At 45.0% G+C, this 14,292-nt stretch carries 12 protein-coding genes and 4 pseudogenes; 8 read left to right on the top strand and 8 right to left on the bottom strand.

Annotation, left to right across the window (positions count from 1 at the left end):
• Positions 1–51: 51 nt before the first annotated feature.
• Together AB6E51_RS14825 and add are read right to left on the bottom strand one after the other, a co-directional pair.
• On the bottom strand, positions 52–627 hold the full coding sequence (locus tag AB6E51_RS14825; protein ID WP_017061090.1) for a sugar O-acetyltransferase: 576 nt from the start codon (positions 625–627) through the stop codon (positions 52–54).
• Between the two features lie 166 nt (positions 628–793).
• Positions 794–1,792: an adenosine deaminase gene (add, locus tag AB6E51_RS14830; RefSeq protein WP_017071685.1), complete on the bottom strand. Its 999-nt coding sequence runs from the start codon at positions 1,790–1,792 to the stop codon at positions 794–796.
• Between the two features lie 126 nt (positions 1,793–1,918).
• On the opposite strand from add, the gene AB6E51_RS14835 reads away from it, so the two are divergent.
• Both AB6E51_RS14835 and AB6E51_RS14840 read left to right on the top strand, forming a co-directional pair.
• Complete coding sequence (locus AB6E51_RS14835; RefSeq protein ID WP_372059049.1) at positions 1,919–2,860, top strand: LysR family transcriptional regulator; 942 nt, start codon at positions 1,919–1,921, stop codon at positions 2,858–2,860.
• Between the two features lie 187 nt (positions 2,861–3,047).
• A pseudogene (locus AB6E51_RS14840) lies at positions 3,048–3,806 on the top strand (glutathione synthase); the annotation flags it as partial.
• 84 nt (positions 3,807–3,890) lie between these two features.
• On the opposite strand, the gene AB6E51_RS14845 reads toward AB6E51_RS14840, so the two are convergent.
• Positions 3,891–4,664 carry a helix-turn-helix domain-containing protein gene (locus tag AB6E51_RS14845; RefSeq protein ID WP_017065211.1) on the bottom strand — a complete coding sequence of 258 codons (774 nt, stop codon included), beginning with the start codon at positions 4,662–4,664 and terminating at the stop codon, positions 3,891–3,893.
• A 97-nt stretch (positions 4,665–4,761) separates the two neighbouring features.
• Between AB6E51_RS14845 and AB6E51_RS14850 the strand changes: the two genes are divergently transcribed.
• The 4 genes from AB6E51_RS14850 to AB6E51_RS14865 all read left to right on the top strand — a co-directional run bounded on the left by AB6E51_RS14850 (position 4,762) and on the right by AB6E51_RS14865 (position 8,947).
• Entirely contained in the window at positions 4,762–5,895 is a 1,134-nt protein-coding gene (locus AB6E51_RS14850; protein WP_102398044.1) for a multidrug effflux MFS transporter, read from the top strand.
• A 155-nt stretch (positions 5,896–6,050) separates the two neighbouring features.
• Positions 6,051–6,569, top strand: a complete 519-nt coding sequence (locus AB6E51_RS14855; protein ID WP_065583851.1) for a TetR/AcrR family transcriptional regulator — start codon at positions 6,051–6,053, stop codon at positions 6,567–6,569.
• Entirely contained in the window at positions 6,566–7,621 is a 1,056-nt protein-coding gene (locus AB6E51_RS14860; protein ID WP_372059047.1) for an alcohol dehydrogenase family protein, read from the top strand. Before AB6E51_RS14855 ends, AB6E51_RS14860 begins: the two co-directional genes overlap by 4 nt.
• A 231-nt stretch (positions 7,622–7,852) precedes the next feature.
• The gene (locus AB6E51_RS14865) at positions 7,853–8,947 is read left to right on the top strand and encodes an HDOD domain-containing protein (RefSeq protein WP_102394448.1); all 1,095 of its coding nucleotides are present in this window, start codon (positions 7,853–7,855) and stop codon (positions 8,945–8,947) included.
• 96 nt (positions 8,948–9,043) lie between these two features.
• On the opposite strand, the pseudogene AB6E51_RS14870 reads toward AB6E51_RS14865, so the two are convergent.
• The 4 genes and pseudogenes from AB6E51_RS14870 to AB6E51_RS14885 all read right to left on the bottom strand — a co-directional run.
• Positions 9,044–9,430 (bottom strand): annotated as a pseudogene (locus tag AB6E51_RS14870) (peptide ABC transporter substrate-binding protein); the annotation flags it as partial.
• Positions 9,427–10,254: pseudogene (locus tag AB6E51_RS14875) on the bottom strand (Gfo/Idh/MocA family protein); the annotation flags it as partial. The pseudogenes AB6E51_RS14870 and AB6E51_RS14875, both read right to left, overlap by 4 nt.
• A gap of 113 nt (positions 10,255–10,367) precedes the next feature.
• Positions 10,368–11,267 carry a homocysteine S-methyltransferase family protein gene (locus tag AB6E51_RS14880; RefSeq protein ID WP_372059045.1) on the bottom strand — a complete coding sequence of 300 codons (900 nt, stop codon included), beginning with the start codon at positions 11,265–11,267 and terminating at the stop codon, positions 10,368–10,370.
• 108 nt (positions 11,268–11,375) lie between these two features.
• Positions 11,376–11,720: pseudogene (locus tag AB6E51_RS14885) on the bottom strand (tyrosine-type recombinase/integrase); the annotation flags it as partial.
• 313 nt (positions 11,721–12,033) lie between these two features.
• Between AB6E51_RS14885 and AB6E51_RS14890 the strand changes: the two are divergent.
• Both AB6E51_RS14890 and AB6E51_RS14895 read left to right on the top strand, forming a co-directional pair.
• Positions 12,034–12,588, top strand: a complete 555-nt coding sequence (locus AB6E51_RS14890; RefSeq protein ID WP_372059043.1) for a hypothetical protein — start codon at positions 12,034–12,036, stop codon at positions 12,586–12,588.
• A 203-nt stretch (positions 12,589–12,791) separates the two neighbouring features.
• Complete coding sequence (locus tag AB6E51_RS14895; RefSeq protein WP_372059042.1) at positions 12,792–13,634, top strand: hypothetical protein; 843 nt, start codon at positions 12,792–12,794, stop codon at positions 13,632–13,634.
• 22 nt (positions 13,635–13,656) lie between these two features.
• On the opposite strand, the gene AB6E51_RS14900 is transcribed toward AB6E51_RS14895, so the two are convergent.
• A partial coding sequence (locus tag AB6E51_RS14900) for an IS110 family transposase (protein ID WP_372139983.1) occupies positions 13,657–14,292 on the bottom strand: 636 nt, incomplete at its 5' end.

A 14,292-nucleotide genomic window follows, 5' to 3' on the forward strand; every position in this document is an offset into this window, starting at 1 on the left:
CGCCTCTTTTTCTATTTGTTCTTTTAATGAGCTTTATTTTTCTATTTAACTTTATTGCTCAGTATCCAAGTGTCGAATTAACTTCGCCGGCGTGCCACCGTATAGACAATCTGGCGGTACATCGCTGTTGACCACAGAGTTCGCCGCGATAACCGAGCGAGCCCCAATCTTCACGCCTTGGTTGATGACCGAGTTTCCACCAACCCACACATCATCTTCGATTGTTATCGGTAAACAGAAGGTTTCCCATTTACGACGGCTACGATAATCAAGGGAGTGTGATGGCGTATAGAATTGGACGCTTGGTCCAATTAAAACATTGTTTCCGACTTTGATTCTCGCACCATCTAGCATTACGACGTTCATATTGATGAAGGTGTCGTCACCAATCTCGATGGTTTTTCCAAACTCACAATGAAAAGGGGGCTGGATTAAGCTGCTACTCCCGACTTTACCGAATAGCTGCTCTTGCAATGTGTGTTGTTGATCTGGATTTTGATGGTTGTTGAAGGCCATTAACGCCTTTTTGGCATTGGTACGTATGGTATCAATTTCTTGGTCTGCACCATCATATACTTGCCCAGATAACATTTTATCGAGTTCAGTTTGATCGTTTGTATTACTCATGCTGCCCACTTTCCGAGAGTCTCGGTCTAAATGACGAATACTGCAAGATTAGCGATTTTTGGACATAAAAAAAGAGAAAAGCCTCAGCCTTTCTCTTCCTATTTTGTACCTTTAAGCATTAATGCTAAGTGAGCCCAGCTATTCAGCAAAAGGCGCGCTTTACCAATTAGATTTGCTCAACGAAACCCATTAGGTGCTTCTTCACTTCGTCTGAAGCAAAAGCACTCTCTACAGAGTACTTGTAGATCTCTGCGTAGTCTTCTTGTGTTAGACCGAACGTTTCACATACACGTTTCACTTCGTTAGTCATGGTTGTGTTCGACACAGTGCGGTTGTCTGTGTTGATCGTTACAACGATGCCGTCTTTCTTGAATTCAGCAATTGGGTGGTCGCTGAATTTGTGAATACATTTAGTTTGCACGTTACTTGTTGGGCAAGTTTCAAGCGCAACCTGCTTCTCTTTAACGATGTTGTACGCGTCTTCGTTACCTTGGATGTGGACACCGTGGCCGATACGCTCAGCGTCAAGCAGTGTGACTGCATCGTAAACGTTCTGACCATGCCATTGCTCACCTGCGTGAACCGTCACACGGTAGCCTTGTTCAATAGCGTATTGCGTGTACTCAGGGAATTCAGCGCAGAAGCCCGGCTTTTCACCGCCTGCAATATCAAACGCAACCACGCCTTTACCAAGGTATGGTTTACCAGCGTCGATTACATCTTTGATTGAGTCTTTCGGGAACATACGAAGTACAGACATGATGTAGTTGCCCTTAATGTCGTATTTCTCTTCTGCACGCTTCATGCCTTTAACCGCACTTGCGATGATTGCATCAAGAGACAAGCCCTTGTTTACGTGAAGAATCGGTGCAAAACGAACTTCTAGGTACTTAACGTTTTCTAGTGCTGCGTCTTCGTAAAGCTCAAAAGAGATACGCTCAATCGCTTCTTCCGTTTGCATCACTTGCAGTGGCAGGCTAAAGCAAGCTAGGTACTCATCAAGGTTTTTGCAATCTTCAGGCACTGTTAGAGACTTTACTACCGCTTCACGGTCTTCTGGAAGTTCGATTCCGTACTGTTTCGCCAGATCAATAATGGTGTCTGGACGAACACTTCCGTCTAGGTGGCAGTGCAGATCAATCTTAGGGAGTGCTAGAAAGTTCATGAGTATTCCTTAGGTCTATTATTTTTTGAGTTATTAACTCATAGGTTACATGGGCTTAAATTAACAAGTTTGTGATATGATTTAAAGTGACATAAAGTCATCATTAATCTGAATCTAAGGAATATCATGGTAGATGTTAAAAGCTTACTCAAATGTGATATGAATTTACTGCTGTGTTTACACGTGTTGCTTGAAGAGCGCAGCGTGAGCAAAACGGCAGAGCGATTGTTCCTTAGTCAGTCTGCGGTGAGTAAACAACTCACTAAGCTGCGTTCTTTGTTTGACGACCCTTTGTTTGAACGTGAGTCAAAAGGCCTGTTTCCAACACCGAAAGCCACCTCTTTAGCGCCTAAAATTCATCAAATCCTTCTGCAAGTTGAACAGCTAACCGTGCCGGACATTTTTGAGCCGAAAGACAGCGAACGTACTTTTAATATCGATCTTGTTGAAACCGCTTATACCGCGATTTACCCTAAATTTATGCCTAACGCGCTAGCAGATGCGCCGAACATTACGGTAAACAGCACTACTTGGAGCAGCGAAACCTTTAAGCGCTTACTAAAGCGTGAGGTCGATTTCGGGATTGGAATTTTTGAGCTCGATGAAAGGGCTAGCACCCACATTCAAAATATCCCTACCGAGCTAAACCACGTCGAGTTGCTGCAAGATTACTCTGTGTGCTTGATGCGAAATGATCACCCAGTACTTCAAGAAGAGTGGAATCTGCAAGCCTTCCTTAAATACCGTCATATTCAGTTGGTGACCGGTGGCGTTGGCGACTGGTTGCTTCTGGAGATCTTGCAAGCCAAACAGCTTCAAATTAACAAAGCCGCCAACGTGTCGGACATCACCAGCGCAGTAAAGCTGTGCAAGCAAAGCGATTTGTTAATGTGTTATCCGTACAACTCGGTTTGTGACTATATTGAGAGTGGCGAACTGGTGATGAAACCGATTCCCATTGAGTTGGTTCCCGGTGGTTTGTTTTTGCTTTGGCATCGTTATTTTGACTCTGAACCAAGCCACAAATGGCTTCGCGACCTTATAGTCAATAAGACCCAAGAACCCTAGCTGTAAACCGCGAGCTACGATGATCAAAACGGCGAAATAAGTTTTTTAAATTTATTTCGTCTTTTTCGAATGAGCATTGTCTTATTACGGGTGCCAAATGCCCGCCAAGAATGAGATATCTAAATGAATCCAATGCCATCGATTCCGCAACAAGTCATTGAAGATGCTTGTGAGTGGGCAATTATGCACGGTTCGTCGCACCTTTGAACAACTGAGTTGTCAGCTTTCATCGGGTGATAACCAACGTTTGTTATTGCAAGATGTCGGCGCGGTTGATGTGGTGTACCTAAGAGCGGGCTACCAGTATTCAGATTATTGGGCTCCAGAGCTAAATGAATCGGTGTGTTGCCATACGTTAAGTCAGACTCGCTTGTTTATGGAGCAACACCATGTCGCAATGAACGCGACCATCAGCCAGCAACTAGCGACCAGTAAAACCATGCAAATGCTGCTGACCATGATGCCAGCAACAGAATACGCCCGCTGGGGCTTAACGCTAGAAGAAACCGAACTGGTCAAGAGTGTCTTGGCCGATATGAAGCCAATAACTAGTGAGTCGATTGGATGGTTTAACACGCAAGCCAACAAGCAAGAATGGGTGCTAAAAAACCAAGGCGAGGGCGGAGGCCATTGTGTCTTTGGTGACGACATCAGCGAACAACTGAGCCTGCTTAAACCAGAAGAGTACGACGCGTGGGCATTGATGCAGCGCTTGTACCCGCATGAACGTGACGTGCCGACCATTGCAGTACGTGACACTCACCAAACGCTCGTGACAGACTTAGTCAGCGAAGTGGGTTTGTTCACCGTTTACTTCAAAGGTGAACCAGTAACAGAGCTAGACTGCTACGCGGGTTACTTGATCCGCAGTAAACCTGCCAGCGAAAATGAAGGTGGAATCCACAGTGGCAAAGGGATTCTCGATTCGTTGGTGTTGATTGATTAGTTGAATCGGCATTAAAAACCAGAACTCATGTTCTGGTTTTTTGTATCTGAGCTCAGTAAAACTTCAGAGTTTGGATAACAACAATCACGCCCCTAACTTGGTAAAGGCCAACGGGGTTTGTCCAGTTTGCTGTTTGAAAAAAGCGATAAACGCACTGTTGGATGAGAACTCTAGCAGATGAGCCACATCAACGACTTGTCGGTTTTCTGAGAGCAGTTCAATCGCTTTAAACAAGCGCCATTGCTGTCGCCACTCTTGGTAAGTCATGCCTGTTTCGGCTTTGAATAATCGAGTAATCGTTTTGGTGCTTGCGCCAACCGAGTTCGCTAATGTCGAGAGGGCTGGGGCAAGAAAGGAAGCGGTTCGGACTTGTTTGCAAAAGCTTTTAAAGCGGCGATCTGTCGGTAGTGGCAAGATAAACGAGTGTTGGTTAGCACTGTAAAACTCTTCCCAGAATAGGTTGGCGGTATTGGTGGTTTGCTCGCGGGCAACATCCCAATCCCAGAAAGCCATCTTATTGATCAGGGCTTTTAAAAGCTCATTCACTTCCACAATTTCAATCGCTTCTGGGCAGGTGTAAATACTGCTATCAAAATAGAGCGACCGATAAGCGACCACATTGGTCATCTGCGCGCGATGTTTGGTATAAGGCGGGATCCACACGGCTTTAGTCGGCGGCAAAATGCAAATGGCGTTTTCTAAGGTCAAGGTGATGCAACCCTGCGGAGCATACAGCAACTGTCCTTTTACGTGGTGATGTATTCCTGAATCATGCTGACCTAGCTCTGCCGCAATCCCTATTACGGGCGCAGGTAAGCTGTCTGCATCAAACTCAATCGTTTCGCTGATTAATGCCATTTGTCCTAATCTTGTTGTTTTTGGTTTTAATGTTGTTAACGAGCCAAGGTTAGTTTCCCCTAGACTCCTCGTCAAGTTCACTGGTCTTGGAAAAATGATGAAAACAAAACCTTCTTTATGGCAAATGGTGCTATTGCTGATGTTCCCTCAAATCGCAGAAACCATCTATAGCCCGACTCTGGATTCAATATCGAAATCCTTTGATGTGAGTTACGCACAAGCGGCGCAAACCCTCTCGATCTACTTCTCAGCGTTTGCGCTCGGTGTTGTGGTATGGGGCATATTGGCAGACAAATGGGGGCGCCGACCAACCATGTTACTGGGCATGGGGTTATTCGCCTGTTCAGCACTTATTGCTATGCAAACCAATAGCTTTGTTTGGTTGATGATAGCCCGAGCCATGGGCGCTTTCGGGCTTGCGGTTGGCTCGGTTGTGACACAAACCATGTTGCGAGATGCCTTTAGCGGCGCTGAACTGGCCAAGGTGTTTGGTTACATGGGGATGGGGCTGTCGATTAGCCCAATCATCGGGCTGCTTCTTGGCGGTCAATTAAGCCAAGCGGGCGGGCATCAATATGTGTTTATTGCCCTGTTTATTATGGTGTTAGTGCTGTTGGCACATAGCCTATGGTCATTGCCTGAAACGCAACAATCTAAGCAGCCATTGCAGTTAAAGTCACTCAGTATTCACATGGTCAAAGATAGCGATATATGGATGTCTGCGTTGCTGGTCGCGTCGTTCAATATTGCACTGTTTTCCTATTATCAATTGGGTTCATTTGCCTTCATTCAACTTGGATTTAGCGTTGAGCAGTTTGGCTACAGCGGCATTGTGCTTGGGTTCGGGACTCTGTTGGGAAGCTTGGTGAACAAGACATTGTTGAAGAGACAAGTGTCTTCAATGTCTCTGATTGGTATCGCAGCAGGGCTTCAAACATTAGGTGCGGTGGGTGTGTATTTTTCACAACACACGATCTGGTTTTTGCTTCCAATGATGTTGGTGGTTATGGCGTTTGGCATTGCGATTCCCAATGTATTGAGCCGAGCGTTGGTACGTTACCAATCTCAAGCAGGAAGTGCAGGCGCACTGTTTGGTTTGATGTATTACACCTTGATCGGCTCAGGGCTTGCTTTAGCGGGAATGCTCCAAGATCTAGGTGTAGTGTTGGTACTTTGTGGCGCGTTATCTGTTCTGGTGACGATACGCAGTCGACTCCAGCTTAAACGCTAAGTCTCTCATCTGTATTGATAAATTCCGTGTCCTGTTTGGCGCGGAATTTATCATTTCTTGGTTTGTAAATTTGGATATTGACAGGGGTAGAGTGATCGTTCTACCTTGTAGGTAGAACAATCATTCTACCCTTTGTCGGGTATTAAGAGAGCACTATGTTGAGAGAACAGATTGCAGCAAGCTTAGAGGTGGCATTTAGCCAGCAAGGTTTTGCTGAGCCGAGCGTTGCACAGCTGAAAACGGCGTGCGATGTAAGCCTAAGAACCTTGTATAAACATTTCCCTTCAAAAGAAGCGATGATCGTTGGTGCCTTGGAATATCGACACCAACGCTACTTAGATTTCTTGTTGGAAACGTCGCCTGAAAAGGGGCTCGCATCGGTTACTCATATCTTCAACAAGCTCCAACAATGGTTAGAAGAGTATGCGCCACATGGGTGCATGTCGATGAATGCGATGGCCGCGTTTCCCGATAATGAGCTTATCAGCCAAGCGGTTACACAGCATAAAGAACAAGTCCGTTTGCTAATAGGCAAGCAGAGCCTGCGAGAGGATCTCGCGACACCACTGTTTTTACTTCATGAAGGCGTATCAAGCGCGTGGCCAGTATTAGGCGAAGAAGCGGTGGCATCAGCACAGAATATGGTGACAAAATTACTCGAGGAAACACGATGAAATTCGAACTACCGAAAACAATGAAAGGCGTAGAGATGTTAGGGCACGGCGGGGCAGAAATGCTTGGCTACCGCGGAGATATCGCGGTTCCTCAAATCGAACCTAATGAAGTGCTGATCAAAGTCATGGCAGCAGGCGTGAACAACACCGACATCAACACACGAATCGGTTGGTATGCGAAAAGTGATGATTCAGACGATGCCAGTTGGTCGGGTGAAGCGTTGAAATTCCCTCGCATCCAAGGTGCTGACGTGTGTGGTTTTATCGTGGAAGTCGGCAATGAAGTCTCAGTTGACCGTATTGGTGAGCGTGTTCTGATTGAACCTTGTTTAACCGAAGTGTACGGGCGAGATCTACCACAGCCATGGTATTTCGGATCTGAATGCGATGGTGGTTTCGCTGAATACACCAAAGTAGCAGCTAAGCATGCTTACGCGGTGAACAGTTCTATGTCGGATGTTGAGCTAGCGTCTTTCCCATGTTCTTACTCAACAGCAGAGAACATGCTAACTCGTGCCAATGTGGCTGAAGGTGATCGCGTGCTTATCTCAGGTGCATCGGGCGGTGTGGGCTCTGCGGCTATTCAGCTAGCAAAAGCTCGCGGCGCGTATGTTATTGCCATCACTAGCCCAAGCAAGAACCAACAGTTACTTGAACTTGGCGCTGATGAAGTGATTGCCCGTGATGCAGATTTGGTTAAAGCGCTAGGCGAAAGCAGCGTGAATGTGGTGATTGATTTAGTTGCTGGTGACAAGTGGCCAGAGTTTCTTGAAGTCCTAAAACCACATGGCCGTTATGCTGTGTCTGGTGCGATTGGTGGTGCAATGGTTGAGCTTGATGTGCGAACTTTGTATCTCAAAGACCTCAGCTTTTTTGGTTGCACGGTTTTAGAACCGCAAGTATTCCAAAACTTGGTTAATCGTATCGAGATACAGCAGATTGGCGCCATCGTTGCAGAGTCTTATCCGCTAGCCGATATCCATAAAGCGCAAGATGAGTTCTTAAAGAAAAAGCATGTTGGTAAGATCGTGTTGGAAGTGGCAGAACGCTAGTTTTAGTCAGCTTCACGGTTTAGATTGATGGAAGAGTGAGCAAGCTTTATTTGCTCGCTCTTTTTGTTCCTGGTGAATACCGAGGAGCTGAGCAAATTGTTGGGTAACAGATCCTATACAGCTGAAAGGTTAATGATTCATTTATCACTGTATGGTTTATGAGTTGCCTGTGCGATAATCACCGCCGTTATATATCCCGAACTGTTTGATAATCATCTAGGAGCCGTATTGATGTTTAAAAGGGTATTGCAGGCACTATTCTCACCTTTTGTTTATTCAAAAAACAAACCCTCTGCAGAGCCTGCCCAACAAGAGCAACAACAAACCGTTGCTACTGATTCTGTTCAGTCTTCAATCTTTGTTCCGCCGTCGTCCGCTCAGCCATCATCATTAATCGTCGATAAGACGCTTAGCCTTCACGATGGTGAGTTCCTTGATTATTTGTTTGGAGAGTCTCGCCTTCGAACGGAGTCAGACCCATTTAGTGATTTTGTCGCTTGCCAAATCGAACGCTTGATTCGCTCTCCAAAAGCCTTGCTTAATGAACTTCCAGTGATGCCAGCCTCTGTGACCACGTTAATGGGCGAATTACAGAGCGATGAGTTTGATGTCGATACTCTGTTAAGAGTGATTGAGCGCGAGCCGAGTATGGCTGCCGATGTGATTAAACTGGCAAATAGCGCCTTTTACAAACGCAATGAAAAACAGGTTACCGACCTAAAAACAGCATTCTTAAATATGGGTTCTCAAGGGCTCGTTGAAGGGGTGGTGAATAGCTACATGAAGAACTTCACGCCGGGGAACAATATTTACTGGCGTCACTTCGGTGAGAAAATTTGGAATCACAGTGTTCAAACCGCGTCGTTTTCTAAGGAGTTGATGAAAGACTCTTCATCTCAAGAAGAGCAAGCAGCGGCGTATTTTGTTGGGTTAATTCGCAACTTAGGCAAGATGATCATTTTCCAGATGATGGTAGAAGCCTTCAAGCATGTTGATCCTTCTGTTCCACCTAACTCGTTAGCATTGAAGCGCCTGATGAACAGCTACTCCATTCGCCTGACTTACACCATTGCTAAGTTCTGGGAACTGCCAGAATCAGTGTTGACCGCGATTGGCTACCAAGAGTCGAGCCGATACGAATGCACACCACTTGGTCAAGCTGTGTTTGAAGCTAACTACTTGAGTGAGCTGTGCTATTTACTGGAAGAACAAACGATTGAAGTCGAGCAATTTAAGCGCAGATGCAAAGAGACACTGATGTCTCCGGCTGCATACAAAGTGGCTAACCGTATCTATAAAGAGTCTGAATTATCGCTAGTGAGCTAACCCTTAGCCTATTCGACCTACGCTGTGACTGAACATAATGATTGGTTGCAGCTTGGTTGGGCTAGGTTGTGAAATACATTCAGCTACGAAATACGCTTACAAATGGCTAATCCACAGCTTGTCGAGTTCGCACCAACCGAAACCATTTACTTGCGCGCCGTGTATCTTTTCAGAAACCTCTAAGTTGAACGCCTCTTGCTTGAGCTCAACCACAACCCCAGAGTCATTCAACCAATGCCGGAGCGACAACAGTGCATTCATCGCTAACTCAAAGTCTGGTTGGTTTGTTATTGAAGCTAAGCCTTGTTCGATTGTCTCTAGTATCTCAGCAGGTAAAGTTAAGTCCTCAAACGGGAAGCGAGTGAAAAAGCTTAACCACGAAGTGAAGGTGTTGTTCTCATCAATAATACTGCACAGCGCGACGTCTTTGGTAGTTAGGTAGTGAGTTAGGTAGTGCCCATATTCCACGCTGGTTTTGTGGTCGACTTTTTGCCTTGATGTTCAATCTCAATAAAGGCCGGATTCCACCATTTTTCGTGAATGGCGATTTTGGTTTCAGGTCCACTCAAGTGTGCTGTTCGGGGAAGGTTTTGCACTGTTGATGCCGATATCTTACCGTTCATATCACCAGAGAATGTAAAGCATGCATTGGTATCAACATTCGCTCCCTCATAAAGACACGACATCTCTACCTGAGGTTTTGAAGGGTTTACACCCAGCGTTCGGCACAGATCGTAAAAGAACCAAAGCCCATAGACCCCAACATCGAGTGTTGCTCCGCCTGACAAATCCGGATTGAAGATAAACAAATCGGGCTCATAGTCATGATGGTTACCAAAGCTGGCTTCGATTGAATCTATTTGAATGTGGTTATCGACCAAGAATGATTGGAGCTCACGATACGCGGGGAACACCACAGTTTTCATCGCTTCTAACAGCATCACGCCATTTTGTTTCGCGAGGGCTTTCATCTCAAGCCAGTCAGCAAGGTTGGTAAAAGCCGGCTTCTCGACCAATACATGTTTTTTATTCTTTAGAAACAACTCAGTGAGTGGCTGGTGGTATGGGTGAACCGTAGCGATGTAAACCGCTTCAACACTTGGGTCATTCGCCATCTCTTCATAAGAACCATAAGCCTTGTCGCAAGCAAACTTGTTGGCGAACGTGGCTGCGCGTGAGTGATCTCTGGCGGCAACCGCATCAAGCTCACCATGCAGAGAGTGCTCTGTGACTGCGGTTGCGAATCGATTGGCGATATTGCCTAGCCCTGCGATGCCCCATTTTATTTTGCGTTGCGTGTCGCTCATCTGTTGCTCCAAATCGTTGTTTTGTATAAGTGTACTCAGAGACGTCACATACAAATAGAGAACAGATTTCTCAACCTGTTCTCTATTTATTTTATTCTAGTTGAAGCTCAGGATTAGCTCTGTATTGAGTGTTTCCAATCGGCTAGGGCTTTAATGTGTTTTGGCCCGATGCCACAACAGCCACCGATAATATTCGCGCCCAGTGCATGCCAGCGTTTAGCGTAAGTTAAGTAACCTTGGCCATCCAGCTCACGCATCTCCTGAAACATATCATTCGCTTCATGTTCGTTGCTGATAGGCGCAAAATTGTTGGCATAGACACCAACTTCTAAATCACTGCCTAGCTCATCGATCACTTTCTTGGCATCGATAATGGCTTGATCCATCACTTCAGGCACTGAACAGTTAAACATAATGCCTGTCGCGTTTGATTGGCAGGCAAGTTTGATGGCGTCTGTTACGCTCTCGCCAGAACGAATGTTGGCAAAATCGCCCTTGGTATCTTCTAAACTGAATGCGTAGTAACACGGCTTATCTGACTGCTTAAGTACCGCATGAATGGATTCGAATTCTTGCAGGCTACAGATGGTTTCCGCGATCCAAAGATCGATGTTTGGATCCTGGGCATCGTAAAGCGTTTGAATGATTGGCGCCGCCTCTTCTACCTTAAATAAGTCTGGTCGGTAGCTGCCAAATGGCGGTGGAATCGCGCCCGCCACTTTTACGGTGTGAGAAGCATTGTTAGCAACTGCTTTAGCCAGCTCACCAGACAGTGCGGCTAGTTCAAAACCTCGTTGTTCGAACAGCTCTGCACCCAAGTGAAAAGGCACACACGCGTAGCTATTGGTGATTAGGATTTCAGCACCTGCATCGACAAAGTTTTGATGCGCTTGGCTAACAAATTCGGGTGCTTCAATCAGCGCTTGAGCACTCCAAAGCGGTTGAGAAAATGGCGCGCCAATTTCTTTGAGTTCTCGGCCCATGCCGCCATCAAGTATGGTTAGTGTTTTCATATTCAATACTATCTAAACAATTGCTGAAGTTCTGCCGCCACCATAGCAGACAACCTTGTCAGACAGAAGCCATCAAGCCAAGGTTCAACTATCGATGAGGGAGTTTCGTTATAGGTGGTCTAGCGGGCTAGTCGTGCCACTAAAGTGTTGCCCAATAACGTGAGTGTAAATCTGAGTTGTCTTAACATCACTGTGCCCCAGTAGCTCTTGAACCGTTCTGATATCGGAGCCTGACTTTAGAAGTTGCGTAGCAAAACTGTGCCTGAAAGTATGACAACTAATTCGCTTGTGGCGCAATTTATTAGAGTTAGTCGCCTTCTTCAGCGTTTTTCGGAGTACCGAATCATGTAGGTGGTGTCGGCATACGATCCCCGACTCAGAGTGTTGAGTGACGGATTTTGATGGGAATAGGTACATCCAAGCAAGTTGTCGATAGGCACTAGGGTATTTTTTGGTTCATCGCGGCTTTCCCCGGAAAGCCGCGATGAACCTTAAAAAAGAGTGGTTTTTAACTCTGATTGAGCACGAATTTAACGAGAGGCTTATTTTAAATTATTGATTATACTGCAGATTTATGGGTGGTTAAGAATGAGGCCGAGCGTTACATAGTCGGCAATATGTGCTTGCACGTTTTCACACTTATTGTTTAGACCCACTTTTATATTAAATGCATAGCATTCAGTTGGTTATGAGTGACCTTTTTGATATGTTAAGCGGATGGATTCGTGCTTGCACAATATTAAAATGTTAACTGGCTAGGATAAATATGGAACATATTGTAGAAATTATAAAAGCATTGGCGTGGCCAGTTTCCGTCGTGTGGCTAGGTTACCTATTTCGTGCTGAAGTAAGGGGGCTATTAGCTCGTCTTACAGCTTTAAAACATGGTGAAACTGAAATTAGCTTTAGCCACGATTTACAACAAGCTGAGCAAAAGGCATCTGAGCTAGAGCAATCTAAAGAGGTTGTCGGTGAGTCAACTCCTGAAGATTTGAGCCAAAAAGAAAGGCTTTATCGTTTAGCTGAAATTTCGCCACGAGCAGCTATTGTTGAGGCTTGGACGTTAATCGAAATAGCTGCGGTAAAAAATGACTTAACCACGGGTACTACTGTAAAGCGTACCAACCCAAAACTAATACTCGATCACCTTGCAAGTACTGGGAATTTCAGCCCGAATAGTATTGAAGTAATAAACAGCTTGAGGCAACTTCGCAATAGAGCAAGTCATTTACCAGATTTCGCTATTTCTCAAGACGAAGCTGAGCGCTACCTTGATTTGGCATTGAATAGTGCTCATGCAATTGAGAGTATCGCCAGTTAACAAGTTGCTTAAGAGTGACGGCTAACCTTTGGCATTTTTGGTATGGTTGAGTTCAGGGATTACGTGGCTTTGCTTGAGTTTAGTGGTGTTAGCCGCACCTTAGCAAGGCGTTATGTGCCTGAGTTCCCCCACGTTAGTAGAATTTTGGTATGACATTCTATATAATACAGGTATTTAGTCCTTCAGTTACAAAAGTGGAAACGATGAGATCTTTAGCAGTATTATTATTGAGTGCATTTTCAATGACCTCGATTGCGGGTGAGTTATATTATTCAAAGAGTTTTACTGCTTCTCAAGAAGCTCAAGTAAAAAAATGTTTTGAGCTTGACAGTGCATTTCCCAATAAAGTTAAAGAGTTAACATCTAATGGTGATATAGCCTTGACTGGAATGATCATGCAAGCTAGTGGCCCTTTGTTTTTCACAAAAACAAATGCTTATGGAAGTTGGATGGAGTTCAAACCCTTACAATGTGATTTTAGAACTCAACTACAGAAAGAAGCTGACGCTGAATTGAAGCACCAAAGAAACCTCGAAGCAGCAAAAGCTAAAGTCGAGTTAGACCTAGAAAGGTTTGAACAAGATGAACTGGCGAAAAAGAGGGCTGCTGAACTTGAACAAATTGAAATGGAAGCGGCGGCAGAGTTAAAACTTAAAAAGGAAGCAAAGTTAAAGCAGCAACAGTTAGCTTCTGAAAAGAGAAAGGCTGAAGCTCAAGTATTAGCTAAGCGTCACCATGCTGACGCAATTGACTGTGTTTCCAATGATTCCGCTAGGGTCAAAAAGCAACTATTAGCTCGTTTGCACGACATACATAGACCAGACGCTTTGCATGTGGAAGACCAAAAAATTTCAAAAGTGAAATTTTTAAAAGACGCCACAATAATGGAAGTTAGTTATACGTTTAAGTTGTTTAGCCAAACTAAATATAAGAGTGGCTGGGGAAGTAAGTCAGAACCTAACACACTAAAAAGCACTGGCGATATCAAAGTGAAACCATATTCAAGGTCTTCTGCCAAAGCTACATGTGCATTACCTAGCACATAACAAACGACTATGGCGTCAATGATTAATTTTTGGCAGTGTTTTCATCCCACATGGCGCCATCTCTCAGCATAGAGTTAAGAGTCACAACCATCTTTCGAACACACGCGATTATTGCGACTTTCTTAGGCTTTCCGGCAGCTACAAGTCGAGCATAAGTTGCTTTGAATACGGGGTTACATTGCATGGCTGACATCATTGCCATATATAACACTGTGCGTACTTGCGCTCGACCGCCTTGGATCACGCGCTTACCTTTGTAGCGCCCACTTTCGCGTGTTATTGGAGCGACACCAATTAGTGATGCCGCTTGTTTATTTGTGATGTAGCCAAGTTCTGGTACGTTGCTAATTATTGATGCAGCGGCAATGTTTCCTATTCCAGGGACGCTCTGCAATATTGTGTTTTTAGCCTGATATTCAGGGCTATCTTCAATGAGTTTAACGAGCTTTTCTTCTAACTTGGTGATTTGATTTTTTATCGTGGTTAGCATTGGTTTGATAGTCGGATGGAGAGAGGCGGGAAGTATCTGGATTCGGTTCTTTTCCATGGTTTGCATGGATAACAACTGGTTTCGGCGAATGACTAAGTCACTCATTAGGCGTATGTTTTTTGGCTTTATGACAGTAAGAGCTGGTTTGATTGCTTCTCCATAGTGAGC

The sequence above is a fragment of the Vibrio sp. 10N.247.311.47 genome (genome assembly GCF_041467535.1).
In the GTDB taxonomy this organism is placed as follows: domain Bacteria; phylum Pseudomonadota; class Gammaproteobacteria; order Enterobacterales; family Vibrionaceae; genus Vibrio; species Vibrio crassostreae_C.

Excerpts from the sequence above, each read along its gene's own strand:
- AB6E51_RS14860 (WP_372059047.1), top strand. The coding sequence starts at position 6,566 with ATGAAATTCGAACTACCGAAAACAATGAAAGGCGTAGAGATGTTAGGG.
- add (WP_017071685.1), bottom strand. The coding sequence starts at position 1,792 with ATGAACTTTCTAGCACTCCCTAAGATTGATCTGCACTGCCACCTAGAC.
- AB6E51_RS14825 (WP_017061090.1), bottom strand. The coding sequence starts at position 627 with ATGAGTAATACAAACGATCAAACTGAACTCGATAAAATGTTATCTGGG.
- AB6E51_RS14895 (WP_372059042.1), top strand. The coding sequence starts at position 12,792 with ATGAGATCTTTAGCAGTATTATTATTGAGTGCATTTTCAATGACCTCG.
- AB6E51_RS14880 (WP_372059045.1), bottom strand. The coding sequence starts at position 11,267 with ATGAAAACACTAACCATACTTGATGGCGGCATGGGCCGAGAACTCAAA.
- AB6E51_RS14850 (WP_102398044.1), top strand. The coding sequence starts at position 4,762 with ATGAAAACAAAACCTTCTTTATGGCAAATGGTGCTATTGCTGATGTTC.
- AB6E51_RS14845 (WP_017065211.1), bottom strand. The coding sequence starts at position 4,664 with ATGGCATTAATCAGCGAAACGATTGAGTTTGATGCAGACAGCTTACCT.
- AB6E51_RS14890 (WP_372059043.1), top strand. The coding sequence starts at position 12,034 with ATGGAACATATTGTAGAAATTATAAAAGCATTGGCGTGGCCAGTTTCC.
- AB6E51_RS14835 (WP_372059049.1), top strand. The coding sequence starts at position 1,919 with ATGGTAGATGTTAAAAGCTTACTCAAATGTGATATGAATTTACTGCTG.
- AB6E51_RS14865 (WP_102394448.1), top strand. The coding sequence starts at position 7,853 with ATGTTTAAAAGGGTATTGCAGGCACTATTCTCACCTTTTGTTTATTCA.
- AB6E51_RS14855 (WP_065583851.1), top strand. The coding sequence starts at position 6,051 with ATGTTGAGAGAACAGATTGCAGCAAGCTTAGAGGTGGCATTTAGCCAG.